Origin of the sequence: Vibrio sp. Vb2880, from assembly GCF_033337975.1 — a bacterium.
GTDB classification, from domain to species: Bacteria; Pseudomonadota; Gammaproteobacteria; order Enterobacterales; family Vibrionaceae; genus Vibrio; species Vibrio alginolyticus.
In genome coordinates, this window is sequence record NZ_JAWORT010000024.1 from 1 (window position 1) to 24,762 (window position 24,762).

The window sequence follows — 24,762 nt, forward strand, 5'->3', positions numbered from 1 at the left end:
TTTAAAATACAAAACGCCCGATGAAGTACATCGAGCGTTTTAGTTAAAAAGTGTCAACCCATATCAGGACGGGTCAATCAATTGGCGAAACTGTGTTGCACACATTTGGTGCACCAATGATCCCTTTGTTTTTAGAGCTTTCCCTGCCAAAAAGAGTTGTTTTTCATCTTCCTGATGAGTTTTGGCTATCCGTTTACTTCCTGTCTACTGAGCAACTTCCTGTGCCTGATCCGTTTCACTGTCTTAACCGTCAGACGAGATGACCATCCTTATCTGATAGGCTCCCTACCTATCTAAATCCCTTTCTAAATCACCAAGCATCCGAGCTACATCCTTGGAGACCTAAACCGTGGTCTTAAATCCTTACATTCACTCCCTGTGAACGACTTCTACTTTACGTCATCCCGTTATGCTCACAAGTAATGGGTTGAAAAAATAATCCGCCTATTTTTCTAAAAAATCAAAATTATCATTTAATCAAAAACTTAAAAACACTAACAAGAAAAAGCCAACATCAAGTATGGCAAATGTCTCACAAACTGCCGAGCCAACTATCGCTTTCGTATCCAAACTCGACTGTGATATCTGTCACGAACAAAAATGCCCTAGTGGATTCACTAGGGCATTTTTGTACAAGTTGCTCGAACGATGTAGGGACATCTACCCAACCAGCTCAAGATGCAGGATCTTGAGCGATTTAGGTATATTAGTGCAGACCGCCAACGTATTTAGACAGCACTTCGATATCTTCGTCTGTCATTTTCTTCGCGATGTCGCGCATCATGGCATTCATATCATTACCACGGTCACCATCACGGAATTTTTCTAGCTGAGCTTTGATGTAGTCAGCATGCTGACCAGAAATTTTCGGGAAACCTGAAAGCTCAGTACCATTGCCACGAGGACCATGACATGCAATACATGCGGTTAGGCCACGCTCGGCATCACCAGCGGTATAAAGCGTTTTGCCTTTTGCTACTACATCTTCAGGTGTTGAGTTTTCTGAAACTGGTAGCGAAGCGTAGTAAGCAGATAGGTCTGCGATATCTTCATCGCTCAGTGGCATTGCCATACCACTCATTACAGGATCGTAACGACCTTGTTTACCACCACTTGTCATGCCTAGCTTAAGTTCTTTTAACTGCTTCTCAAGATACTTAGCGTGTTGGCCTGCGAGTTTCGGGTACGTTGTTATTGCACTGTTGCCATCTGCTCCGTGACAGGCGACACAGGTTTGTGATTTTGCTTTACCAGCCTCAATATTACCTTGGGCCCATACTGAGCAACTGGCTAAAAGACTCAAAATTAGCGCTAATTTCTTCATGACATTCCATTATAATTATCAAGCTTCCAGTACCACGGAATGTGAACATACCGCGTACACTCATGGTACAATAGGCGACCTTATGCCGAGCACGGTTATTTTACACATTTTCACAAAAAAGTAATCAATCGACTACACAAAGTCGAGATGGAGTTAACAGTGAGCGTAAAAATTCATTACCAAAATACGCATTTCATCACCAGCGCACCCGATATTCGTCACCTGCCGGAAGACGAAGGTGTCGAAATTGCGTTTGCAGGACGCTCAAACGCTGGTAAATCGAGTGCACTTAACCGTCTAACTAATCAAAAAAGCTTAGCCAAGACATCAAAGACACCTGGTCGTACGCAATTAATCAACCTTTTCAAAGTAGAAGAAGGTTGTCACATTGTCGATCTACCTGGATACGGTTTTGCTCAAGTACCGGTAGAAATGAAAAACAAATGGCAGAAATCTTTGGGTGAATACCTACAGAAACGCGAGTGCCTAAAAGGCTTAGTGGTTCTAATGGACATTCGTCATCCAATGAAAGATCTCGACCAACAAATGATTTTCTGGGCCATCGATAGCCACATTCCTGTGCAAGTTTTGCTAACCAAAGCAGATAAACTAAAAAGTGGTGCACGCAAACAAACTCTACTGAAAGTTCGTAAGCAAGTAGAAACTTTCGGTGGTGACGTTTCTGTTGATGTGTTCTCCTCACTTAAAGGATTAGGTGTCGATCAGCTACGTGCAAAACTGGATACCTGGTTTGCACCAGCACTAGCGCACCTGATAGAAGAAGACGAACAAGAGACACCAGCGAGCGATGAAGAATAATTAACAATATTTGTTAAATTTCTTCGACACGGCCCTGCCATTTGGTGGGGCTTTTGTTTATCTGAACTAAATAACAGGCAATAAAAATCCCCGCCTTCCTGGCAGGGATAACGGGAGAGAAAAATTGGTAATTATTGTTATGTGACGAAGCATTGCTGAACTGAGATTCGATTTCAATAGGTTAAAAAGCGCTCTTGTTTCCTGTTTATCACCAAACATTCACTCCAAAAACACCCAATAGCATTACAATTCAGACAGTTAAGCCAAGCAAAGCTTCAAAAAGATGTAACTTAGTTTCCTTCAAGAAAAAATAATAGTGTGACTGGCGTAAATTTACAGGATGAATAACGCAATAAATTTGAAGGAAAAATCGAGATTTTGCAGTGACTTAGAAAGGTCAAAAAAGAAGGTTTTTGAAGGCTTACTTTAAGCTACTGATCCAAAAGAATAATTTTCTTTCGCCCAATAAAAAACGCCCCAGTCAAAAACTGACTGGGGCGGCTGAATCAGCCTAATCCAATAACGTGAAACAAAAGGTCTGAAAGATAGAACATCTTACCTCTGTACCCTACGAGTATTAATGTACAACAATTGGTCAGAATTGCAAAGAATTTTTGTAGTTTTTTTTCATGAAACTTTTATTAAGCAACATCAAAGTTAACTTTGCGCTAGCTTTTTTAATCTCAAAAAAAAGCCAGCGTTTGTGCGCTGGCTCATAATTAATTGGTTATTTTGGTCTAAAAAATGACTAATGAGCTTGATCCCAGTTATCACCATGACCTGCTTCTGCAACCAACGGTACTTTTAGCTCTGCTGCAGATTCCATCAATTTCTGTACTTTACTTTCAATTTCGGACAATGATGACTCTTCAACTTCAAAGACCAATTCATCGTGTACTTGCATTAATAACTTCACACGACCATTGCCTTCTTCCTGAATCCACTGATCAACCAACAGCATCGCTTTCTTAATGATGTCCGCAGCCGTACCTTGCATTGGTGCGTTGATTGCCGCACGTTCAGCAGCTTTACGACGCATCCCGTTGCGCGATTTGATTTCTGGTAAATGCAAACGTCGACCAAAAATCGTTTCAACATACCCTTTATCTGCTGCCGTGCTGCGTGTGTCTTCCATGTACTGCATCACGCCTGGGTAACGTTCAAAGTATGTATCCATGTACGCTTGAGCCTCACCACGAGGAATGCCTAATTGCTTCGCCAAACCAAACGCACTCATGCCGTAAATAAGACCGAAATTAACCGCTTTCGCACGACGACGTTGCTCACTTGAAACGTCCTCAATAGAAACACCCATGATTTCTGCTGCGGTTGCCGCGTGGATATCTTTGCCATCACGGAATGCATCCAATAAAGCTTGGTCGCCAGAAAGGTGCGCCATGATGCGAAGTTCGATTTGCGAGTAGTCGACCGCTAAGATTTTATGCCCTGATGGCGCGACAAACGCTTGACGAATACGACGGCCGGCTTCGTTACGAATTGGAATATTCTGTAAGTTCGGATCAGTAGAAGATAGACGACCCGTTGCGGTCACTGCTTGGTGGTAAGAAGTATGCACGCGACCCGTTGATGGGTTGATCATCTTCGGCAGTTTGTCGGTGTAAGTTGATTTTAGCTTCGCCAGACCACGGTATTCCAAAATCAGTTTTGGTAGTGGGTAGTCTAGCGCGAGTTCTTGCAGAACTTCTTCATTCGTCGATGGTGTGCCTGATGGCGTTTTCTTCACAACCGGTAAACCCATTTTTTCAAATAGGATGGCTTGTAATTGCTTTGGAGAGTTCATATTAAACTCTTGCTCAGCAATTTCGTACGCTTTCTTTTCAAGCTCATCAAGGCGAGCGGTAATCTCGACCGACTGCGCACTTAGCTTCATTTCATCAATAAAGACCCCAGTGCGTTCAATGCGCGAAAGAACTGGCACTAACGGCATTTCAATCTCTTCGTAAACTGTCTTCAGGCTTTCATCCTGCTCGATATTAGCAAACAAGCGATTGTGCAGACGAAGGGTCACATCCGCATCTTCTGCCGCGTATGGCGATGCTTGTTCCAGTTCGATTTGGTTAAACGTAAGCTGATTTTTGCCTTTACCTGCAATTTGCTCAAAAGAAATGCAGCTGTGCTGTAGGAAGCGAAGCGCCAAGCTGTCCATATCGTGTTTACCGCCGACACTGTTGTAGATATACGATTCCAACATCGTGTCGTGCTTGATACCTTTTAGCTCAATGTCGTAACGAGCGAGTACAGACGCATCATACTTTAAGTTTTGACCGACTTTTGCTTTCGCTGCATCTTCAAGAATTGGCTTCAGCTGTTCTAGTACCCAATCACGATCAAGCTGTTCAGGCGCATCTAAATAGTCATGTGCAACTGGCACATAAGCCGCAATACCTTCATCGACAGCGAATGACAAACCAACTAGATTCGCTAGCATGTAATCTAGGTTATCGGTCTCCGTATCAAATGCAAACAGCTCAGCCGTTTGAAGTTTATCTAGCCAAGCATTGAAGGTTTCTTTATCCAGAATTGTTTCATATTGGCTGCGATCGATTGTTACCGCAGAAGTTTCCATCTCGGCTTGAGAAGAAGAAGCTTGTGAAGATCCTGCAAGCTCTACGGCCTCCACAGATCCAGAACCGCCTTCAAGTAGTTCATTCAACCAAGATTTAAACGTCAGTTGGCCATATAGCTTCACTAATTCGTCTTTATTTGGTTCCGCTTTCAGCAATGATTCTGGCGTTTCCTCAAGCTCAACATCCAATTTTATGGTCGCTAGCTCATACGAAAGCATGGCATTTTCTTTGTTGTCGATGAGCTTTTTCGCCATGGTTTTAGAACCACGGAAACCAAGCCCTGCAATATCATCGAGGTTTTCATACAACTTCGTCAGACCACCAATGCCTTGCAGTAGTGCGGTCGCTGTTTTATCACCGACACCCGGTACACCAGGAATGTTATCTACTTTATCGCCCATCAGTGCTAAGTAGTCGATGATCAACTCAGGTGGAATGCCAAACTTTTCAACCACACCTTCACGATCCATTACGACGTTCGTCATGGTGTTGATCAAGGTAATGTTATCATCCACTAGCTGCGCCATGTCTTTATCACCAGTACTGATCAATACAGGCATGCCCTTTTGTGATGCTTGGTATGCTAACGTACCGATGACGTCATCCGCCTCGACGCCAGGAACACAGATCAGCGGCAAACCCATTGCACGAATAACATTGTGTAATGGTTCAATTTGACAACGCAGGTCATCCGGCATTGGCGGACGATTCGCTTTGTATTCTGCATACATATCATCACGAAAGGTTTTTCCCTTTGCATCGAAAACCACCGCGATGCGCTCAGACGCAAACTGACGCATCATGCTGCGTAACATGTTCACGACGCCGTAAACGGCATTAGTTGGAATTTCACCATTGCTCATGGTGCCCGGGTAGGCGTGAAAAGCGCGATATAGGTAAGAAGAGCCGTCGATAAGGATCAACGGATTTTCAGGAATACTTGCCATAATTGTCTGTATCCAATTCAGTACTTGAGAGATCTGCCTAGGATGCCATGACTGCTGATCTGAATCTATCTTGTTCGCTCGATCTAGGTCGCGTAAATTTTTCCGACTTTATTCACGAAAACACCACCTCCTGTGGATAACTCTGTTTATAGAAATTATCCACTGGTTATCCAATAACAAAAAACACAAGAAAACACCAACTCAAACCATTGATTTATAACAATAAATTCGCATAACGGCGAGAAGATCAACGATCCTAAAATGATCATCGCATGTGGAAAAGATATTAATAGTGACGTCAAATAGAAATCGTAGAAAAGAAAAAAGCGACCCGAATGGGGTCGCCTAGCAGAAGTGGTAAAGCAAATTCTGTAAATAGAGCAGCTTAACCAAGAAGCTATAAATTACACTGGAAGCAATGTGAGCAATGTCGTGTCAAAAAGAATTCGTGCAAGTTCTCGGAAAAATGTTTCATCACTTCTCAACTTTCAGTTAATTAACTTCTGTTAATAAGTCACTCAACGTCCTTGTGAACTTTCCTCATTCCCTAAGACAGGTTTAATAATAATGATTCTCATTTCGTAGTCAACAGTTAAATGAGAAAAAATCTCATTTATTTTCACATTGCTTTAATGAAATGCACTCTAGATTCTCGAAGATTTACTTTTTCTTCAAACTTTTCAATAATATAGCCATTTCTCAATAACAAGCGAAGCATAGCCGGAAACTGGTTTCGAGATTTCACTTTTAATGTGTTGTAGCCTTGTTCTGCCACCCAATCCTCTTGAGCTTCCAAAAGCAGTTGTGCCACGCCTTCATTTCGAGCTTCAGGGACAACACCACCTAACCAGCTATAGAAAACACCATCCTCTAATTCGTAACCTATTTTGAAGCCGACAATCGTGCCATTTTTTTCTGCAACGAGGATTAAACTGTTTTTCTCTTCTAAACGTTGAGTCATGGAGTCTACCGTTTCTCCTTTCGAAAACTCGGTAACACGCGCCACAACTTGAAGTGCTTCTTCCAATGTGCCTTCACGAATCAGCATTGTCATTGTTCTCTTCTCCAAAATAAAAATACCCAAGCACCTTGGATTGTTACTGTTGTAATCCGCCTGAGGTTACTTGGGTATATACAGACGAACAACTCTTGTTGGTCTGGTATTTCTCACTGAGCGATAATTACTCTTCTGTCGCTTCCGGAGTACGATTTAGGTGTTGAGCAGTTTGTGCATTCTCTTCTGCCAACCACTCAGCAACGTCTTTCGCAAAGTACGTTAAGATGCCATCTGCACCTGCACGTTTGAAGCACAATAGTGATTCCATCACAATTTCACGCTCTTTGAGCCAGCCATTCATGATCGCCGCTTTATGCATCGCGTACTCGCCAGAGACTTGATAAGCAAATGTCGGTACTTGAAGTTCAGTTTTTACTCGGCGAACTACATCTAAGTATGGCATACCAGGTTTAACCATCACCATGTCCGCACCTTCATTGATGTCTAGCGCCACTTCGTGAATCGCTTCATCAATGTTTGCTGGGTCCATTTGGTAGTTTTTCTTGTTGCCGCCTTTTAGATTTGAAGAAGAGCCAACCGCATCACGGAATGGTCCGTAGTAGTTCGATGCGTACTTAGCCGAGTAAGCCATGATTTGAGTATGAATGTAGCCCGCGTTTTCTAATGCTTCGCGGATCTTACCAATTCGGCCATCCATCATGTCTGAAGGCGCGACTACGTCAGCACCCGCTTCTGCATGAGACAAAGCCTGCTTAACCAATACTTCTGTGGTTTCATCATTCATTACGTAGCCATCTTCATCGATGATGCCGTCTTGGCCATGTGTCGTGAATGGGTCAAGTGCCACGTCTGTGATTACACCAATTTGAGGAATGTGTTCTTTAAGCGCTCGTACTGCTCGCTGAACCAAACCTTCTGGGTTGTAGGCTTCAGTAGCACATAAGCTTTTAGCGTCTTGGTTTACGACAGGGAAAAGCGCGATTGCTGGAACGCCTAGATTTGCAAGGTATTGTGCTTCTTCTAGCATTAAATCAATCGACAAACGCTCTACACCCGGCATGGACTCCACGCTCTCACGACGATCTTTACCCATAAGAATGAACATTGGGTAAATCAGATCATTAACAGAAAGTTGGTTCTCAGCCATCAAACGACGACTAAAATCGTGCTTACGTAAACGACGCATACGGCGTGCAGGGAATGGACCTTGAATTGATACAGACACCATTTTCTCCTTGTCTGGACGGTTATGATGATCAAATCATCTGGTGAACAAAATCATATCACTCTTGATGCATGTTGCGAGTGACAATCTGGAAAAAGGTAATGAAAAAAACTGAAAATGACCCAGCACTCACACTCAAGTATACTTCGAATACGAAACCAACCATGAAGCACAGAGAGTAACGATGATCGATACCCACGCGCACATCTATGCTAGCGAATTTGATAACGACCGCGATGAAGTAGTACAACGCGCCTTAACGCAAGGCATTAATAAAATCCTGTTGCCAAACATCGATCTGGACTCTATTGAGCCCATGCTACAAACCGAAGCGGCATATCCTGACGTATGCCACTCAATGATGGGGCTGCACCCTTGCTATGTGGACAGCAATGTTGAACAAACGTTGGAGATCATCCGCGGTTGGTTTGAGAAACACAAGTTTATTGCGGTGGGCGAAATCGGTATCGACCTATATTGGGATAAAACCTATCGTGCTGAGCAAGAAATGGCGTTCGTAGCTCAACTTAACTGGGCAAAAGAGATGGATTTACCGGTCGTTATCCACACTCGTGATTCGATTGAAGAAACACTCACTTTGCTGCGACAAGAGCAAGATGGTCGTCTGCGTGGTGTATTCCACTGTTTTGGAGGCAGCTTAGAAGAAGCACAAGCAATCAATGAGCTAGGCTTCCACTTAGGCTTAGGTGGCGTATCAACCTTTAAGAATGGCGGGATGGATAAAGTCATTCCACATTTGGATATGCAGTGGGTCATTTTAGAAACCGACTGTCCATATTTAGCGCCGGTGCCACACCGTGGTAAACGTAATGAACCAGCCTACACTTCTCTCGTTGCACAACGTGTTGCCGACTTGCGTGATGTCGACATCGCAACCATCGATGCCATAACGACTGAGAATGCCAAAACGCTGTTTAATATTTAATTCACGAGAATTGAAAAAAGCGACGAAATCAACGTCGCTTTTTTATCACCTAAACTATTGAATGAACGATTCAACCCGTTGAAATAGTAGAACAATCCATACAAAATTATTGATAAACATAATAATTAACTAGCAACTCTACTTACTTCTCATATCGTCACTTTACTTCGTCCGCTTTGCAAAACTGTCGACAACTCGACACATTATTTTTCTATACTGATTTACGCCCATTAATTAGCACAAATGTAAAACAGCATGAATATGGAAGTTGAAGTGTGTACACATGGTGCTTACTTACAACGCGTACCGCGCAGTTTTTTTCAAAAGCTGCTGGGCATCAAGGAAGTATACGTATGCACAAAATGTGGTTACGTCATGAAAGTTAAGTAATTAGCCCAAGAAAAAACCAACCGCAAAAAAAAAGCGGCTCAATTGAGCCGCTTTTCACATCTAGATTAGCCTTATTCTTCGGTTTCCGCTTCTACTTCTTCGCTTCGACGAGTATAAAAACGCGCGAAGAACAAACCGACTTCAAACAGTAAACACATCGGAATAGCGAGTAAGGTTTGCGAGATCATGTCTGGTGGCGTTAACACCATACCTACGACAAACGCAGCCACTATAATATAAGGACGTTTCTGTCTTAAATCTTCTGGTGTAGTGGCCCCAGTCCAACACAACAAAATAATCGCAACAGGCACCTCGAATGCGATACCAAACGCCATAAATAGCGCCAGCACAAAGTCGAGATAACTCGAGATATCAGTTGCAAACTCTACTCCACCAAGAGAGATGGCGGTAAAGAAGCCAAACACCAATGGAAATACCACGAAGTAGGCAAATGCCACTCCACAGTAGAACAATAGCGAACTAGAGAACAGCAATGGCATGATCAATCGACGTTCATGCTTGTACAAACCTGGCGCTACAAATGCCCACACTTGATACAAGATAAACGGCACCGCAATAAATACCGAAGCAATTAACGTCAGCTTAAGTGGCGTAAAAAAAGGTGACGCTACATCCGTAGCAATCATGGTCGCGCCTTCAGGTAGACGTTCTACTAAAGGTGCGGAAACAAACTCGTAAATGTGGTTAGAGAAATAAATTAGTCCGACAAACACGACCAACACTGCGAGGATTGAGCGCAGTAGTCGGTTGCGAAGCTCCAACAAATGACTAATTAAAGGTTGTGTCTGCTCGACGGTAGACATGGCAAACCTCTTATTAAAAACCAGATCAAAAAGGAGCTACCAATCACTAGTAGCTCCTCCTAATGAGACTATTCGGCTTTCTTATCTGCCGCTGTAACCTTGCTCTCTTGCGCTTTCACGGCCTCTTCGACTGCTGGCTCTGTTTTTACAGGCTCAGCCTCTGAATCGGTGTTCTTTGCGTAAGGACGATTTACAGATTGCGCTGCCTTCTTCAACTCTTCAACTGAAGATTTCAACTCAGGGGACAAATCATCCATCCCCATTTGTTCTGCTTTGCGCAAGTTTTCTTGCAGCTCTTGGACTTTCAGCTCGTGTGACAATTCGTCTTTGACGCTATTTGCCATACTCTTAGCGGCACCGATAAAGCGAGACACGCTGCGAATAGCATGAGGCAAACGCTCCGGCCCAAGAACGACCAGACCAACAACAGATATTAATACCAGTTCCCAAAAACCGATATCAAACACGTTTTACGCCTGCTCTTTGTCTTTTTTCGTTTCAGGAGCAGCTTCTTTTTTCTGCTGCTCTTCTAGACTTTTTGGTTCGAAGTCTGCGTCTTTGTCATTTTTCGCAGGTTCATCTTCGCTCATCGCTTTTTTGAAGCCCTTAACGGCACCACCCAGATCGCCACCGATACCGCGTAGTTTCTTTGTTCCGAATAGCAATACAACAATTACAGCAATGATTAGAAGTTGCCAAACACTGATACCACCCATTCTCTTTACCTCGGGTCTTTAAACAAACAAAAATATTTCAAGAGTTTAACGTCTATTGACGATAAGCTCGCCAACTAAGCAGCCAAAATGTGACACCTGCGATACCGCAGGCCAACGAAAGCTGCTCAAAAGCATCGTTCACCAATATTGCCGAGCATACGACTAAAGTCGCGCCAACGCCAAACAAAAACTTTCCTGTCGCCTGCTGGCGCTTGCTCTGGCGATACCCTTGATAAAGCTGATCCATACGTTGATTCATCGCTTTACCTTGTTTCAGGCTATCGTAAAGTAGCTCTGGCAGTTCAGGTAATTTCTCTGCCCAAAATGGTGCGCGGTCTTTAATCGCATTCACTAGAGCTTGCGGCCCAACTTGATTCATCATCCATTCCTCCAAGAATGGTTTTGCGGTCTCCCACAAATCAAGTTGAGGATATAGCTGCCTACCAAGCCCTTCCACGTACAACAGCGTTTTTTGCAACAGTACAAGCTGTGGCTGAACCTCCATATTGAATCGACGTGCCGTGTTGAACAAATTCAACAACACATGACCAAAGGAGATTTCGCACAATGGCTTAGCAAAAATAGGCTCACACACAATGCGAATCGCGAACTCAAACTCATCGACATTGGTATCCGCAGGCACCCACCCTGAATCCACATGTAACTCCGCCACTCGGCGGTAGTCACGATTGAAAAACGCCAGGAAGTTTTCCGCCAGATAACGCTTGTCTTCGCTATTAAGTGTACCAACGATTCCGCAATCTAGCCCTATCCACATTGGGTTCTCTGGATGTTCGGGTTTGACGAACACATTACCCGGATGCATATCGGCATGGAAAAAGCTGTCTCGGAACACCTGAGTGAAGAACACACTCACACCGCGTTCCGCGAGCAATTTCATATTGGTGCCATTTGCTTTCAAGCCTTCAATATCAGAGACTTGAATGCCATATATTCGCTCAGAAACCATGACAGTTTCATTACTGAAGTCGGGAAAAACTTCAGGAACATACAATTCTTCGCTGCCCTCAAAGTTGCGGCGCAACTGAATGGCATTCGCCGCCTCACGTCGCAAGTCGAGTTCATCAAGCAGGGTTTTCTCGTACTCACGCACGACTTCAACTGGTTTTAAACGACGTGCTTCAGGCATCGCTCCGGCGACTATACGCGCCATTCGGTGCATCAGTTTTAGATCTGAATCAATGACTGGGCGAATATCTGGGCGGATAACCTTTAATACCACTTCTTGGTTAGTGTCTTTTATGCGCGCAGTATGTACCTGAGCAATCGACGCAGACGCCAGTGGTTTGATATCAAACTCGGTAAACCATTTTTCTAACGGACCACCTAATGCTTGCTCCATCTGCTTTTTTGCCAACTCGCCATCAAAAGGCGCGACTTGGTCTTGAAGTAAAGCTAGGGGATCAGCGATATGCGGAGGAAATAAGTCACGGCGCGTCGACATCATCTGACCGAACTTAATCCAAACCGGCCCCAGCTCTTGCAGTGCTAAACGCAGACGTTCACCGAGTGGTTTTTCTGGGTGCTTGTTCTTAATCCAAAACAAGCTTTTGCGCAGTAAAAGCGGAGCTTTGGTCAGTTGGTGATCGGGAAGCAGCTCATCTAAGCCGTATTCCAGTTGTACTTTGGCGATGTGGTATAAGCGCTTTAGTTCTGCTGGCGTCATGGTTTCTCCAATGCAGGCTTATCTGCATCCAGCTTATTCAGCAAAGCCGTTAAACGAGCTTCAATGCGAGAAGCCTGGCTGCGAACCTCATCAACTTGGTCGCAGAAATAGGCCACTTCTAACGGAGCGGGAGCCAGTTTCCATTCTTCAGTCACTACTTGCGCAAGATGACGCTGGTGTTTTTCTGCTTGAGACGCAAGAAAGTTGCCGATGTTTTTTGAACCTTGCACAAAGGTATGTGCGGCGACATCGCCAGTCACGCGAGACAACCACTCTTCAACATCTGGTTTGCAATCCACCATCAACTGAGAGAATTTCTGCGCCAATTGAATATCGCCTTCGAGTTCAAGTTTATCTTGTTTAATAAGACGAGTGATGTTGGCCTGATCGCGCAGCTCTGGTAACACACTCAAGTTGAGCGATAGATAGCAGTTAGGCTGCCCTTCGTAATGACCGAGCACATCAATTTGCTGACTAAAAACGAATGTCAGTGTTTTATTGATCTCTTTCAGGTGAACTTGAATAACTTGACCTTTTAGACGCGCTAAACGACGGCCCAATGCAGGGTCGTCTTTGATCAGTGTATTCAGTGACGTTTCAATCACAGCGGTGATAAGTGGTTCAAATGGCATGCCGTTAACCCTTAGAATTTATAACCGCGATGCAAAGCCACAATACCACCAGTTAAGTTGTAGTATTTGGTGTTTTCAAAACCTGCGTCTTGCATCATGCCTTCCAGCGTTTCTTGGTCTGGATGCATACGGATTGACTCCGCTAGGTAGCGGTAACTCTCTGAGTCATTCGCAACTAGCTCACCGATTCTCGGCAACAAGTGGAATGAATATGCATCGTATACTTTCGATAACGGCTCTAGCACTGGTTTTGAAAATTCCAACACCAATAGGCGGCCGCCTGGCTTCAGTACGCGGAACATTGAACGAAGCGCTTTGTCTTTGTCAGTCACATTACGCAAACAAAAACTGATGGTGATGACATCAAAATAATCATCTGGGAACGGCAGTTCTTCTGCGTTGGCTTGAACGTAATGCACGTTACCCACAATACCGTTGTCACGCAGTTTATCGCGACCAACGTTAAGCATTGAGTTATTGATATCGGCAAGGATGACATGGCCTTCATCGCCAACAATGCGCGAGAATTTCGCCGTCAAATCACCCGTACCACCACCTAGGTCAAGAATACGTTGGCCAGGGCGAGCGCCACTACAATCGATAGTGAAGCGCTTCCAAAGGCGGTGAATACCACCTGACATCAGGTCATTCATGATGTCGTATTTTGTTGCCACGGAGTGGAATACTTCGGCAACCTTAGTCACTTTTTCGTCTTTTGCCACTGTAGAGAAACCAAAGTGAGTGGTTTCATTCTCTAACGCTGTATTGGATTGCAAACTTGTGTCCGTCATTCTAATTCCTCTTAGGCAGCGCTTTCCTCTACGGGGCGTTTGTTGACAGATAAAATCGCCCACTGCACTGCGGGCGATTAGTTTACTTTATCCTCAGCCGGATGTCTTTCTACTAACGGGTCATTTTCTGAAAATGCATCACTCTGCGCTAACTGCGCGAGGTCGGAAGAAATCGGTCGTTTAATTTCAACTCCCAAGTGTTTAAAGCTTTCGGCTTGGCGAATCACATTTCCGCGCCCTGTGGCAAGCTTGTTCATCGCACCTTGATAGCTTTGATTCGCCTTATCCAGCGCACCGCCGAGCCCCTCCATGTCGTCTACAAACAATCGTAATTTGTCGTAGAGTTTTGTCGCACGCTGCGCAATCATTTTGGCGTTTTCATTTTGGCGTTCATTGCGCCATAGATTATCAATGGTGCGCAGTGCCACCAGCAACGTTGTTGGGCTCACCAAAATGATGTTTTGCTCCATCGCGTCTTTAATCAAGCTCGGATCGGCTTGAATCGCGACTTGGAACGCCGGCTCAACCGGAATAAACATCAGTACATAGTCCAAACTCTGAATACCTTTGAGTTTGTGGTAGTCCTTCATGCTTAACCCTTTGATATGTGCACGTAGAGCAGCTAAGTGCGCATTCAAAGCCTGATCGCGCTCAGCATCAGTTTCGGCGTTGAAGTAGCGCTCATAGGCAACCAACGCCATTTTGGAATCCACAACCACTTGTTTGTTCTGTGGGAGATGAACAATGACATCAGGTTGGTAACGCTTACCTGCTTCATTTTGTAAGTTCACCTGAGTCTGATATTCGTGCCCTTCACGCAAGCCAGATTCGGCAAGTACCCTAGCGAGCACCACTTCGCCCCAGTTACCTTGCTGTTTGTTGTCCCCTTTCAACGCTTGGGTCAAATTAACCGCTTCGCGCGTCATTTGCTCGTTCAAACGTTGCAGGTTTTTCAGCTCATGCACTAAGGTATGGCGCTCTTTAGCTTCTTGGCTAAAGCTGTCATTAACGTGCTTTTTGAACCCTTCTAACTGTTCTCTAAGCGGTGACAACAAGCCTTCTAAACTCTGACGGTTTTGCAAATCGACCTTCGCGGTTTTTTCTTCAAACAATTGGTTGGCCAAGTGCTCAAATTGTTGTTTCAAGCGTGCTTCCGCTTGTTCTAAAATTTGCAGTTTTTCGGCATTAGCTTGGTTAATTTGCTCATGGCGAGCTTGCTGTTCACGCAGCTGCGTTTCTAGACGTGATTTGTGTTCACGCATTTGACCAAGCTCATCAAAGTATTGCTGGCGCTCTTGCTTTACAGCCTCGAAGTAACGCAGTTTTTCCATAGCTGCCATCAGCTTTCCGTGCGTTTGACGTACTTCAAACGCGGCTTTATCGCGCTCATCATCTAATTCATCCAACTCTTGCTGAGCATCGGCAAGGCTTTGCTTGACCTGTTCAAGTTGCTGTTGATGTAGCTGTTTTTCTGAAAAAAGTTGTTGCTCGAGAAGCTGAGTTTGGGTGATAAAACGCTGTTTCACCCACCAACCGGCAGCGACACCACTAAGCGTGGCAGCACAAAGAGAAGAGAGAATGAGAGATTGGTACTCAAGAATCCATTGCATAATAGCGAGTTAGCCTGTGTTTTGTATCTATAACAATGGTATTTAGACACTGGATAAATGTCCAGTTTGTTGGATGAAAAATCCTCGCATACACTAGGCCTTCCTATAATATTCTTTCTTCCGCTCAAATTATCCAAACCGAGCGGCACATCATCACGCAGAGGCATCATGAACGAGCGTCGCGCCCTAGGATTTGGGCTCTCAGCAGTATTACTTTGGTCTACCGTTGCAACCGCATTTAAACTCACGCTGGCAGAATTTACGCCGATTCAAATGCTATGCATTGCCAGCATCGTCTCTGCGATTGCACTAACAGTAATCTGTGGTGTGCAAGGTAAACTGGGCCAGTTAAGCGCTACATTTTTCTCAAACCCTTGGTATTACCTACTGCTTGGGTTGATTAACCCTTTGGCGTATTACGTTATTCTGTTCAAAGCATATGACTTGCTGCCCGCATCTCAGGCTCAAGCGATCAACTACAGCTGGGCCATCACCTTAACGCTAATGGCCGCTGTTTTCTTAGGACAAAAGATCCGTGGTAAGGACTGGCTGGCTTGCGGTTTTAGTTATGTCGGCGTGATAGTGATTGCCACACAAGGCAATCTTTTAGGCATGGAATTTGAGAGCCCGTTGGGTGTTGGTCTTGCGCTGCTATCAACACTGCTGTGGGCCGGTTACTGGATTTTAAATACCAAAAATAAGGCGGACCCTGTGGTTGGCGTTCTGCTCGGCTTTTTGGTCGCTATTCCATTCGCCATTGGTTTAAGTCTTTATGAAGGTGCGAACTGGCAGATGATCTCAGCTAAAGGCTGGGCAGCGGTGACGTATGTCGGACTGTTTGAAATGGGGATCACTTTCGTTTTGTGGCTGAGCGCACTCAAATCAACGCAAAACACCGCGCGTATCAGTAATCTGATCTTTGCTTCTCCATTTATCTCACTCATGTTGTTAGCTACCATCATCGGCGAAGAAATTCACCCTTCAACCTTGATTGGCCTGGTATTGATCATCAGTGGCTTAGTCATTCAGCAAGTCTCATGGGGCAAGAAAACCAAAGCGGTAAACGCTTCTTAATCACCTATCAAAAGCCCTAAAAAACGATGCAACAAGTTGGATAAAAAAGAGATATAGATAACATTTTAATGATAGAAAGCACTTTACGCTGCTAGGATTTAGCTACGCGTTGGATACGATACTCACAGAGCCCAATAGCTTACGCTAGATTCTAATATAATTACCTTTGGGCGATTTAGGACTCGTTATTAATTATGTTTCGCTTCGCTATTCCTTCGCCTTTGATGGCAGACTGGCAACACGTTCTGCGACAATGCTGTAATGTAACTCAAGCTCAGGGACAGCTTTATATTCTGAGCGATACTCAGCAGTGGCTATCGACTGAGGTGTCCACCTCAACCCAAAATCATCGTGCTATCGTCGATGTGATAACGCAAGTTGTCGATCACTTTACGCCGACAGATTTTACAGTTAGCCATACCCCCTTTGAAGAGCAAACCTTGAGCATAGGACCGATTTGGCTACCAAATGGCGAATTGCTTGCCGTACTGACACTGACTCACCCTAATGATCAATCAACGGTTGTTTCGGCATGGCTAAGCGCAATGGCGGGGCGGATCAGCTTTGATATCAACTTGCACTGTCCGCAAGAACAAACGCGACATCAAAGCGCGGAAATAAAGCCAACACCAACACTACAAGAGTTTATCGACTGCCTTGAAGACCACGTATGGATAAAAGGCATGGATGGTCTTTATTCGATGACCAACCGAAGCGTAGAAAATGCGTGGCAAAAAACCAACAGTGAAATCATTGGAAAAGACGATTTTGCTCTGTTTAGCCATGAACGTGCGGAAAAATTCATTGATGCCGATAAATTGGTGGTAGCCACGGGCACGCAAAATATTGTTGAAGAATGCCGTCAAATTGATGAAAACAATAACCCCACTTGGCTAGAAACCATTAAGTCTCCTGTCCGTGATCATGCGGGAAACTTAATCGGCATTCTGGGGATGACACGTAACATCACCCGCCGAAAAATGGTAGAAACGCAGCTCTCCTTAGCGTCCCAAATTTTCAACAATTCGCAAGAAGGCATGGTCATTACAGACCGCAATGCCAACATCATTGATGTAAACACGGCTTTTACCCAAATTACAGGTTACCGCTCTGAAGAGGTGATAGGAAAAAACCCACGAATTCTGCGCTCAGGCCATCATGATCAAGGTTTCTATCAACAGTTGTGGCATCAACTCGAAAACAAAGGCCAATGGAAAGGCGAATTCATCAACAGAAAGAAAGATGGCAGCATTTATCCGCAATTAGCGACCATTAGCGCCGTAATGGACGATAAAAACCACCTTATTAACTACATTTGTGTGTTTGAAGATATCTCTGTGCGTAAGGCACACGAAGAAAAGCTGCAGCGCATGGCTTTTTACGATCCATTAACCAATCTACCTAATCGCACCCATTTACTCAGCTTACTCGAACAACACATCGAAAGCGGACACAAAAACCAGCAGACGTTTGCCACCCTATTCTTAGATATCGACCATTTCAAACACATCAACGATAGTATGGGCCACTTCTGTGGTGACCAATTGCTGTCTAAGTTAGCGATTCGTCTGCAAGATGTGCTTCACCTCAATGCGCATGTGGCTCGCATTGGCGGCGATGAATTTGTGATTATTTTGCCAGACATCCATAGTGATGTTGCCTTATTGGAAACCGTCGGCGATATTCTAAGCGTATTCCAGCAACCATTCGACTTGGCAAATCACGACTCACTTCGTGTCTCGACCAGTATTGGTATTGCCTTGTACCCAAGAGACGGTCAAGACAGTGAAACCTTACTGAAAAACGCAGACACCGCGATGTACTTAGCGAAGAAAAATGGACGCAACGGCTACGCGTTTTACTCACCGGATTTGACCGATAAATCCGTATCCCATGTACGCATTCAATCCGCTTTGCATCAAGCAATAGAAAAACAACAACTCCGGTTAGAATTCCAACCGCAATACAACTTGGAACAAAATACGATTGTCGGCGTGGAAACTTTATTACGCTGGCAGCATCCAGAATTTGGCCTTGTACCACCAGCAGACTTTATTCCAATTGCAGAAAAAACAGGGCTGATTCAAAGCATTGGTGAGTGGGTGTTACAACAAGCTTGTTTGCAAGGTAATGCTTGGCTGGACCAGGGCATCGAGTTTGGCAAAATCGCCGTCAATGTTTCTGCGTTGCAGCTTCAGCAGTCAAATTTCATTCAGCGATTAAGTACTATCCTCGATAACACCGGATACCCTGCCCAACGGTTAGATTTAGAGATCACAGAGAGCTTTTTACTGATCGACCCTCAACAAGCCATTGCATCGTTAAATCAATTACGAGAGCTGGGTATTGAGATTTCTCTGGATGACTTTGGAACTGGCTATTCGTCTTTGTCTTACTTGAAAGGTTTGCCAATCAACAAACTGAAAATTGACCGCTCATTTGTCAGTGATGTCCCAAGTAATAGCGACAGCAACGCGATTGTGAATGCCATTATTGCCATGGGAAAAACGCTGTCGTTGAAAGTCGTCGCGGAAGGGATAGAAACTCGGGAACAAGCCGATTACTTATTCGAAAAAGGCTGTATTTATGGTCAGGGATATTTATTTAGTCAGCCAGTGAGCGCTGGAAAACTGTTTCGTTGAACCAGCTTGACCCTCAAGTCACTCTCGCGGTGCCACGTCCGCGGAGGTGATTTGCTTTGCTTGATTTTGGGTTGATTGGCATAGCTCTAGACGATCAACCAAAATATTGATACAAACCAGCAACGGCACACCGATCAATAGTCCCATTCCGCCCCAAAGCCAGCCCCAAAAAACAAGCCAAACAAAAATCACTAACGGGTTTAAGTTAAACCTTTTCCCCAATAGTGTTGGTGTAACAAACTGACTTTCAATCAAATTGAGCAGTAAATAGATAGACACCACCGTCAGCATAAAACTGACCGACTCCAACTGAAGATAAGCAACAAAGCCAAAGCTCACCATGGATATGACAGGGCCGAGGTACGGCGCAAAATTCATCACGCCTGCAAATGCGCCCCATAGAAATGGATCTTCAAGGCCTAGAACAAAAAACACGGCCCCAACACTCAACCCCGCATTCACTAAAGTGATGGTGCCAATGTATCGAGATAGGTCTTTCTGTAGCGCTTTGACCAACTCAATCGCTTGGCGCTGTTTGGCGAACCCATGTAAGTAAGACACTGACTTTCGAAATAAGCTTCGTCCATGATTGAGCATAAAGTAAACCATAAACAGCACGATCATCGCTTGTGTCAAAATCGTCGGCGTAGTGGTCGCGAGCGTTTTTACCAAAGAAAATACGGTGTTGTTCCCGACCTCATCCATACTCATATCGTTGGCGATATTCAATGGAGTATTAAGGTGATCAGCCGAAGCTTTAGTAACTTCGCTTACTTCTTGCGACACATTTTTCACGATACTGGGCAGCTCAGACCACCATTGCTTGGCGGGCTCCGACATGGCGGCAAGACCAATAATTGAGGCGCCAACGAGGAATGACAGCGTCAACACGACGGTAATAGCACGTGGTAAGCCTTTGTCTTCAAGATAATTAATGAAAGGACTGCACAGCAGAGAAATAAAGGTGCTAAGCACAATAGGTAACAATATTGGCTTGGCAAAATACAGCCCTGGGACGAGTAACAGGACGAGAAGCGTTGCACCAATCGCAGTGTTGGCAGGAATGTTCAATTTCGCTGTCATAATAAGCTCAGAATCGGTAAGAAAATTTTGCGTTGAAATCCGCTATTAGAGTGGCTCGCCCTCTGTCGTCGCAGCGTTGCTTACTTGTGTTGCTGCATTTCCATTTTGCTCCGCATCTGACTCATCCAGAGAAGCTGCCGCGACCGGCTTTGTGAGCGAATCGGTAATATCAGACACGCTGCTAACCAATAGCCCCATTGACGAAATAGAAGAAGTCAGTCGAGACAATCGACCTGCTTTTGCTGCGGTAACGGCAACGACAGCACTAATGCCTAATGTCGTCCAAGGGTTTTCTCTCACAAACTTCTTGGTGGTAAACGTGAACATTTCCATCGACAAACAACATTGCTCTAGAGATGCTTTACCTTCCATCCGCTTGATCCGCATGGCTCGATTGAGCTTTTGTAGCGAGCGCATCCCACCCCTCCTGTAATTGTTCTGTCGTATTTTTGAATCCAAGAAATCCAACTAAACGCTTCTGCCACCAGGCTAAAGCAAATAATGCCAAGCCTAATGATGTGATAAATACACCCACGGCAACATATACGTTGGCAGTTAACTGATAAGCCACCACCCCAGAGGCAAGGCCCAAACTGAATACGAACAATACCGACAATAGGGTAAAAACAACGGTACACAGCAAAATCTGACGCACTGCGGACACGTTAACTTTCATCTCCAAGAGGAACAAATCCAACGTTGAACCTGACCATGCTTTTAGCGATTTCGTCAGTTGGTCCAATTGCGCAAGAATGTTGCTCAAACCATTAATGGTTTGTTGGATATCCTGTTCTTCTGCCCCATCAGGGGCTCGGCCGCTGTCTGAAGCCGCCGAGCCTGATTGCTGATTGGTAACTTGCCCTGAGTTATTCATGTGAAGCCTCGCCTTTCTGTTGTGTGGCTTAATCCTTGGTGACCACTATTATTTGATCAGCTTCGAAACCGCCCAACCAGCAAGGAAGGCACAGCCTATGCTCAGCAATGGGCGCTCCTTGATTACATTTTCTGCCGACTTAGTCGCCTGCTGAACTTGCTGTGCACCGACATCCAGCTTCTCTTTGGCTTGGTCTTTCATCGCGCCAACGGCTTCCGTCGTGGCTTGTTCCGCTAAGTGATATGCTTCTTCTAACTGCTCTTGAGGTTTTACTGTGCTTTCTTTTGTAGTAGCCATAACTAGCCTCCATTAATGAGTTGAATAGTGAATCAAGTGAAACAATGTTTGACCTCACTTACTCCCTACAAAGCCATATCCATGCCAGAATTTTAAGTTATTGTTTTTTATTAATTTTATTTTCATTTCGATAAAAAGCCGTATCTGTACGTGTAATTCTTTCCAAGCTTTCCCCGCCATTCTTGTAATTTTTTCTTAGCGCCTTACCGACTGTTAGCAAGTTATTGCAAAAAAAAGACATTAAGCCACTGATTAATAAGACTTAAAATTCATTGGCATACAACCTGCAATTAAAGATGAAACATCGTGTTTGTATTCCATACGCTCAAACACCCCTATCACCAGTAAATAAGGAGTGGCATATGAAAAATGAAAACATCGCCTCAATCATTGAGCTTATCGAAAGCGGAAATGAAATTTACAACAAGGCCATCGAGAACATTGACAACACTTCTTTGAATAATGTGTTGGTAGAACTGCTCAGAGTACGTGAGCGTGCAGTCATTGAGCTCACTCCCTACTCTCTAGCAAGTAACAATGAAGAATCTGCCGACGACACTCCGGTTTCCTACACCATCAAGGCGCGTGAGGTCTACAGCGACGTGATGAAGGAAGTGTCCTCTGACAAAGAGTCTATGTATTTAGAACAGCTTGAAGGTGTCGAAAGCAAGGTACTCAAAGAGATTGAGAATTTGATTACTTCCCACCCAGAGCAGGCGGATAACTCGGTTCTGCTGAAAGTTCGTAGCGATATAAAAAGCTGCAAAGAAAAACTCAGCAGCATCAGCCTTATTAGCTAAAACTTGGTGGTCGCCTTTGCAATAAAGCTCGGTATTGATCAAAGAAATGGCCAACTTGCTTTGGCCATTTCTGACAAGCCCACAGGCGCATTAACATAACCATCACGAGAAATGTCCCACGACAATAGTCATAAATAAAGAGGTCACTATGACATTGGATAACAATCGAGTAAGGGAGCTACTCGTAAAAATGACACACCATCGCCAAACGTGTTTGCCTCTCGTTAACCCGCAATCACATATGACACTCGCAAGAGCGGCATATCGATTCGTGAAAATAGAAAAAGTGATGATCAAAAAGATGGCGAAGCTGTTTTTCGACCAAGATGGTGAACAATTCATTGCAGAAAATGCCACCGAATACGGCGTTGCCGAGCTAGGTAATTACAAAGAAATGCATTTTATGAATAAATTACTGTTAGATGATTTAAAAGCCCTGCTTAGAGCCATTGACGACACCAACTTAACCGCACTTGTTTCTTATTGGTTAGCTGCTTTACAAGTTGAAAACGATGAAATTGAAAAGCACTTACCTCAGGGTGAGTAATTATACTCGCCCTTCTTTCTTCACTTTGTTTAACCCTCATCCCCAATCAACCTAATAAAAAGGTGCAGATAGACAAAAGCCGCTGCATCTACGCAGCGACCTTAATAGCCTTTTTACGACGCACACCAAATCATCAAACAGCACAGAAAAAGCGCCATGTAGAATACGAAGCAAATGGCGCGTTATCCGCGGATTACAGTGTTAAAGCGAAGCTGATTTACGTCTCTGGCTTGGAACAAATACGTTCAATGACTTTGGACGCAGCTTGATTGCCAGTTGCTCATCAGAATACAGTTCACCATCAATCACATACTCAATCGGCTTATTCGCAGAAATAGTGACACTCTGAGCCGTCGCGTATTGAAAATGTGTCGATTCTTCCTGTGCGCCTACGCTCGTTAATGTCAGATCCGACAAGGCGATAAGACGTCCGCCTAAAGACTCGGTGTTATCTAAATATGTGATATGCAGCTTGCCATCATCAGGCTGCGGCGCATCACCACCTTGGGCAAGCAACGTACTAAATGGAGCGATATTCGCAACGACAAAACTATGGACTTCAAGCGTTTGTGTATTCTTGTCGTGGTTTCCATCTTCAGTGGGAGCGTCTAACGATACGGTTAAAGCTTGCGTTTCTTCCGCCACTACAGCATTAAAAAAGCCGGTGAGGTAAGCGAGTTGTCCAAAAACATTTTTCTCTTCTCGCTGAGCGTGCTCGATCATCTTCTGTTCTAGCCCAATACCTAAGACCAACAAAATAAGCCGCTGATTACAGTCCGCAGTATCAATACGTTGGTAGTGTCCGCCAAGCAACGCTTCACACGCTTTTTCGACCGGTGAGAATTTTGCGCCAACGCCATAGAGCACATGACATAACGCATTGGCAGTTCCGAGCGGAACAATACCGAGTTTGAGGTCGGTATCCACCAATTGGCTCGCCACCTCTGTTACTGTGCCATCGCCACCAGCTACGATGATTTGCTTAGCTCCACTTTCTTTTGCCTGTTGTGTTAGCTGCTCGGCGCTGAGGTTTGTGGTGGTTTGATGAATACTCAAGCGATATTTTTTGGTTAGCTCACGAATCAAGTGCTGTTCGTTTTCCTCCCATTTGCCGCCACCTGCAACAGGGTTAACCACCATCCAAGTGGATTGATCCAGCCCCAGTACGCCTTTTTCACTGATCGCTCGTAACGTCCTAATCTGTAATTTATTCAATCTCGCGGTACTGCGTACGTCATTGATTTTTTTCATCACGGATTCAACCGTCAGTGACGGGTCTTTGCTCAGTAAATACGCCGCCACAACAAACACTGAACGACCACGCCCTAACGCACAATGCACAACCACGGCCCGCGAGCACGAGATTTGAGTATCAATCCAGTTAATCGCATGGCGAAGACGCTCTAGCGTTGGGGCTTTGTGGTCGAGTACCGGAATCGAAAGGTAATGAAACTGCTTGTCGGTCATCGCGCTTTCAAGGCCTGCAAATTCTGCGGTGACATCGACAATACAAGAGATCTCATTGGATTCGAGAAAATCTAAGTCACTCTGAAACAAACGGCGAGATAGGTATAAATTGTCGCTGACTTTTTGGATTGGAGGTACAGTATCACGCCGTCTTTCCCAGGCGTTATACGCTCTAGCCCCCAATAAAAATGGGATGAATGCCCAGCGAATCCACCTGACAATCTTGCCATCTTGGTTTTTTCTAAAAATAGAGGGAATGTCGAATACGTAGGCTACGCTGACCAACGCTAAAGAAAGAGATATCCACAAGAACAGCAGACTAACGATAATTTGAGGCGTATAGATAGCGGCCAATAAACTGATCAGAGCGCCAAGAATATAATATTTGATGATAAACATTCGCTCTCCTTGCCTTCAGCGAGTGCACTTTTTAGTGGAAGTTAGAATACGCGGGGGATGGA

The 24,762-nt window shown here is 44.6% G+C and carries 22 protein-coding genes; 6 read left to right on the plus strand and 16 right to left on the minus strand.

The window, feature by feature from the left end; all coding sequences use genetic code 11:
* Nucleotides 1-706 precede the first annotated feature (706 nt).
* Nucleotides 707-1,324 carry a c-type cytochrome gene (locus tag R7M92_RS20320; RefSeq protein WP_005379248.1) on the minus strand — a complete coding sequence of 206 codons (618 nt, stop codon included), beginning with the start codon at nt 1,322-1,324 and terminating at the stop codon, nt 707-709.
* A gap of 159 nt (nt 1,325-1,483) precedes the next feature.
* Here R7M92_RS20320 and yihA point away from each other — a divergent pair, with 159 nt between their 5' ends.
* Nucleotides 1,484-2,143 carry a ribosome biogenesis GTP-binding protein YihA/YsxC gene (yihA, locus tag R7M92_RS20325; RefSeq protein WP_064353516.1) on the plus strand — a complete coding sequence of 220 codons (660 nt, stop codon included), beginning with the start codon at nt 1,484-1,486 and terminating at the stop codon, nt 2,141-2,143.
* 748 nt (nt 2,144-2,891) lie between these two features.
* Here yihA and polA read toward each other — a convergent pair.
* The 3 genes from polA to hemB form a co-directional block, all read right to left on the minus strand.
* A complete protein-coding gene (polA, locus tag R7M92_RS20330; protein ID WP_005379246.1) occupies nt 2,892-5,678 on the minus strand; it encodes a DNA polymerase I in 2,787 nt (928 codons plus the stop codon).
* Between the two features lie 619 nt (nt 5,679-6,297).
* Nucleotides 6,298-6,732, minus strand: coding sequence for a GNAT family N-acetyltransferase (locus R7M92_RS20335; RefSeq protein ID WP_005379245.1), 435 nt, complete (start codon nt 6,730-6,732; stop codon nt 6,298-6,300).
* Between the two features lie 127 nt (nt 6,733-6,859).
* Nucleotides 6,860-7,921 (minus strand): porphobilinogen synthase, encoded by a 1,062-nt coding sequence (gene hemB / locus R7M92_RS20340; RefSeq protein WP_031777176.1) that lies wholly within the window; start codon nt 7,919-7,921, stop codon nt 6,860-6,862.
* Between the two features lie 184 nt (nt 7,922-8,105).
* On the opposite strand from hemB, the gene R7M92_RS20345 reads away from it, so the two are divergent.
* Nucleotides 8,106-8,867 (plus strand): TatD family hydrolase, encoded by a 762-nt coding sequence (locus tag R7M92_RS20345; RefSeq protein ID WP_137281629.1) that lies wholly within the window; start codon nt 8,106-8,108, stop codon nt 8,865-8,867.
* A gap of 461 nt (nt 8,868-9,328) precedes the next feature.
* Here the strand turns inward: R7M92_RS20345 and tatC are convergent, their stop codons facing one another.
* The 7 genes from tatC to rmuC all read right to left on the minus strand — a co-directional run bounded on the left by tatC (nt 9,329) and on the right by rmuC (nt 15,517).
* Nucleotides 9,329-10,081, minus strand: a complete 753-nt coding sequence (gene tatC / locus R7M92_RS20350; RefSeq protein WP_005379234.1) for a twin-arginine translocase subunit TatC — start codon at nt 10,079-10,081, stop codon at nt 9,329-9,331.
* A 68-nt stretch (nt 10,082-10,149) separates the two neighbouring features.
* The gene (gene tatB / locus R7M92_RS20355; protein ID WP_017635021.1) at nt 10,150-10,548 is read right to left on the minus strand and encodes a Sec-independent protein translocase protein TatB; all 399 of its coding nucleotides are present in this window, start codon (nt 10,546-10,548) and stop codon (nt 10,150-10,152) included.
* A gap of 3 nt (nt 10,549-10,551) precedes the next feature.
* A complete protein-coding gene (tatA, locus tag R7M92_RS20360; protein ID WP_005382958.1) occupies nt 10,552-10,797 on the minus strand; it encodes a Sec-independent protein translocase subunit TatA in 246 nt (81 codons plus the stop codon).
* A 52-nt stretch (nt 10,798-10,849) separates the two neighbouring features.
* Entirely contained in the window at nt 10,850-12,484 is a 1,635-nt protein-coding gene (gene ubiB / locus R7M92_RS20365) for a ubiquinone biosynthesis regulatory protein kinase UbiB (RefSeq protein WP_005379226.1), read from the minus strand.
* The gene (locus R7M92_RS20370) at nt 12,481-13,116 is read right to left on the minus strand and encodes an SCP2 domain-containing protein (RefSeq protein WP_005379213.1); all 636 of its coding nucleotides are present in this window, start codon (nt 13,114-13,116) and stop codon (nt 12,481-12,483) included. The genes ubiB and R7M92_RS20370 overlap by 4 nt, the downstream gene beginning before the upstream one ends.
* 11 nt (nt 13,117-13,127) lie before the next feature.
* Complete coding sequence (gene ubiE / locus R7M92_RS20375; protein WP_005379210.1) at nt 13,128-13,907, minus strand: bifunctional demethylmenaquinone methyltransferase/2-methoxy-6-polyprenyl-1,4-benzoquinol methylase UbiE; 780 nt, start codon at nt 13,905-13,907, stop codon at nt 13,128-13,130.
* 77 nt (nt 13,908-13,984) lie between these two features.
* The gene (rmuC, locus tag R7M92_RS20380) at nt 13,985-15,517 is read right to left on the minus strand and encodes a DNA recombination protein RmuC (RefSeq protein ID WP_033905890.1); all 1,533 of its coding nucleotides are present in this window, start codon (nt 15,515-15,517) and stop codon (nt 13,985-13,987) included.
* Between the two features lie 168 nt (nt 15,518-15,685).
* Here rmuC and R7M92_RS20385 point away from each other — a divergent pair, with 168 nt between their 5' ends.
* Complete coding sequence (locus tag R7M92_RS20385) at nt 15,686-16,591, plus strand: DMT family transporter (RefSeq protein WP_017635023.1); 906 nt, start codon at nt 15,686-15,688, stop codon at nt 16,589-16,591.
* A gap of 194 nt (nt 16,592-16,785) precedes the next feature.
* Entirely contained in the window at nt 16,786-19,233 is a 2,448-nt protein-coding gene (locus R7M92_RS20390) for an EAL domain-containing protein (protein ID WP_318134106.1), read from the plus strand.
* Nucleotides 19,234-19,251: 18 nt separating this feature from the next.
* Here the strand turns inward: R7M92_RS20390 and R7M92_RS20395 are convergent, their stop codons facing one another.
* From R7M92_RS20395 to R7M92_RS20410, 4 genes are read right to left on the minus strand one after another with little or no spacing between them, the layout of a single operon-like run.
* Nucleotides 19,252-20,316, minus strand: a complete 1,065-nt coding sequence (locus R7M92_RS20395; protein WP_318134107.1) for an AI-2E family transporter — start codon at nt 20,314-20,316, stop codon at nt 19,252-19,254.
* Between the two features lie 45 nt (nt 20,317-20,361).
* Nucleotides 20,362-20,688 carry a hypothetical protein gene (locus tag R7M92_RS20400; protein WP_005379200.1) on the minus strand — a complete coding sequence of 109 codons (327 nt, stop codon included), beginning with the start codon at nt 20,686-20,688 and terminating at the stop codon, nt 20,362-20,364.
* Nucleotides 20,678-21,190: a phage holin family protein gene (locus R7M92_RS20405; RefSeq protein ID WP_318134109.1), complete on the minus strand. Its 513-nt coding sequence runs from the start codon at nt 21,188-21,190 to the stop codon at nt 20,678-20,680. Before R7M92_RS20405 ends, R7M92_RS20400 begins: the two co-directional genes overlap by 11 nt.
* A 48-nt stretch (nt 21,191-21,238) precedes the next feature.
* Nucleotides 21,239-21,487: a hypothetical protein gene (locus tag R7M92_RS20410; RefSeq protein WP_005379196.1), complete on the minus strand. Its 249-nt coding sequence runs from the start codon at nt 21,485-21,487 to the stop codon at nt 21,239-21,241.
* 362 nt (nt 21,488-21,849) lie between these two features.
* On the opposite strand from R7M92_RS20410, the gene R7M92_RS20415 reads away from it, so the two are divergent.
* Nucleotides 21,850-22,287, plus strand: a complete 438-nt coding sequence (locus R7M92_RS20415) for a DUF2383 domain-containing protein (protein ID WP_005379194.1) — start codon at nt 21,850-21,852, stop codon at nt 22,285-22,287.
* 148 nt (nt 22,288-22,435) lie between these two features.
* Nucleotides 22,436-22,834, plus strand: a complete 399-nt coding sequence (locus R7M92_RS20420; protein ID WP_005379193.1) for a hypothetical protein — start codon at nt 22,436-22,438, stop codon at nt 22,832-22,834.
* 201 nt (nt 22,835-23,035) lie between these two features.
* On the opposite strand, the gene R7M92_RS20425 is transcribed toward R7M92_RS20420, so the two are convergent.
* Complete coding sequence (locus tag R7M92_RS20425; RefSeq protein ID WP_033905882.1) at nt 23,036-24,700, minus strand: diacylglycerol kinase family protein; 1,665 nt, start codon at nt 24,698-24,700, stop codon at nt 23,036-23,038.
* Nucleotides 24,701-24,762 lie beyond the last annotated feature (62 nt).

Excerpts from the sequence above, each read along its gene's own strand:
- R7M92_RS20320 (WP_005379248.1), bottom strand. The coding sequence starts at position 1,324 with ATGAAGAAATTAGCGCTAATTTTGAGTCTTTTAGCCAGTTGCTCAGTA.
- polA (WP_005379246.1), bottom strand. The coding sequence starts at position 5,678 with ATGGCAAGTATTCCTGAAAATCCGTTGATCCTTATCGACGGCTCTTCT.
- R7M92_RS20335 (WP_005379245.1), bottom strand. The coding sequence starts at position 6,732 with ATGACAATGCTGATTCGTGAAGGCACATTGGAAGAAGCACTTCAAGTT.
- R7M92_RS20345 (WP_137281629.1), top strand. The coding sequence starts at position 8,106 with ATGATCGATACCCACGCGCACATCTATGCTAGCGAATTTGATAACGAC.
- tatC (WP_005379234.1), bottom strand. The coding sequence starts at position 10,081 with ATGTCTACCGTCGAGCAGACACAACCTTTAATTAGTCATTTGTTGGAG.
- tatA (WP_005382958.1), bottom strand. The coding sequence starts at position 10,797 with ATGGGTGGTATCAGTGTTTGGCAACTTCTAATCATTGCTGTAATTGTT.
- ubiB (WP_005379226.1), bottom strand. The coding sequence starts at position 12,484 with ATGACGCCAGCAGAACTAAAGCGCTTATACCACATCGCCAAAGTACAA.
- R7M92_RS20370 (WP_005379213.1), bottom strand. The coding sequence starts at position 13,116 with ATGCCATTTGAACCACTTATCACCGCTGTGATTGAAACGTCACTGAAT.
- ubiE (WP_005379210.1), bottom strand. The coding sequence starts at position 13,907 with ATGACGGACACAAGTTTGCAATCCAATACAGCGTTAGAGAATGAAACC.
- rmuC (WP_033905890.1), bottom strand. The coding sequence starts at position 15,517 with ATGCAATGGATTCTTGAGTACCAATCTCTCATTCTCTCTTCTCTTTGT.
- R7M92_RS20385 (WP_017635023.1), top strand. The coding sequence starts at position 15,686 with ATGAACGAGCGTCGCGCCCTAGGATTTGGGCTCTCAGCAGTATTACTT.
- R7M92_RS20390 (WP_318134106.1), top strand. The coding sequence starts at position 16,786 with ATGTTTCGCTTCGCTATTCCTTCGCCTTTGATGGCAGACTGGCAACAC.
- R7M92_RS20395 (WP_318134107.1), bottom strand. The coding sequence starts at position 20,316 with ATGACAGCGAAATTGAACATTCCTGCCAACACTGCGATTGGTGCAACG.
- R7M92_RS20400 (WP_005379200.1), bottom strand. The coding sequence starts at position 20,688 with ATGGAAGGTAAAGCATCTCTAGAGCAATGTTGTTTGTCGATGGAAATG.
- R7M92_RS20405 (WP_318134109.1), bottom strand. The coding sequence starts at position 21,190 with ATGAATAACTCAGGGCAAGTTACCAATCAGCAATCAGGCTCGGCGGCT.
- R7M92_RS20410 (WP_005379196.1), bottom strand. The coding sequence starts at position 21,487 with ATGGCTACTACAAAAGAAAGCACAGTAAAACCTCAAGAGCAGTTAGAA.
- R7M92_RS20415 (WP_005379194.1), top strand. The coding sequence starts at position 21,850 with ATGAAAAATGAAAACATCGCCTCAATCATTGAGCTTATCGAAAGCGGA.
- R7M92_RS20420 (WP_005379193.1), top strand. The coding sequence starts at position 22,436 with ATGACATTGGATAACAATCGAGTAAGGGAGCTACTCGTAAAAATGACA.
- R7M92_RS20425 (WP_033905882.1), bottom strand. The coding sequence starts at position 24,700 with ATGTTTATCATCAAATATTATATTCTTGGCGCTCTGATCAGTTTATTG.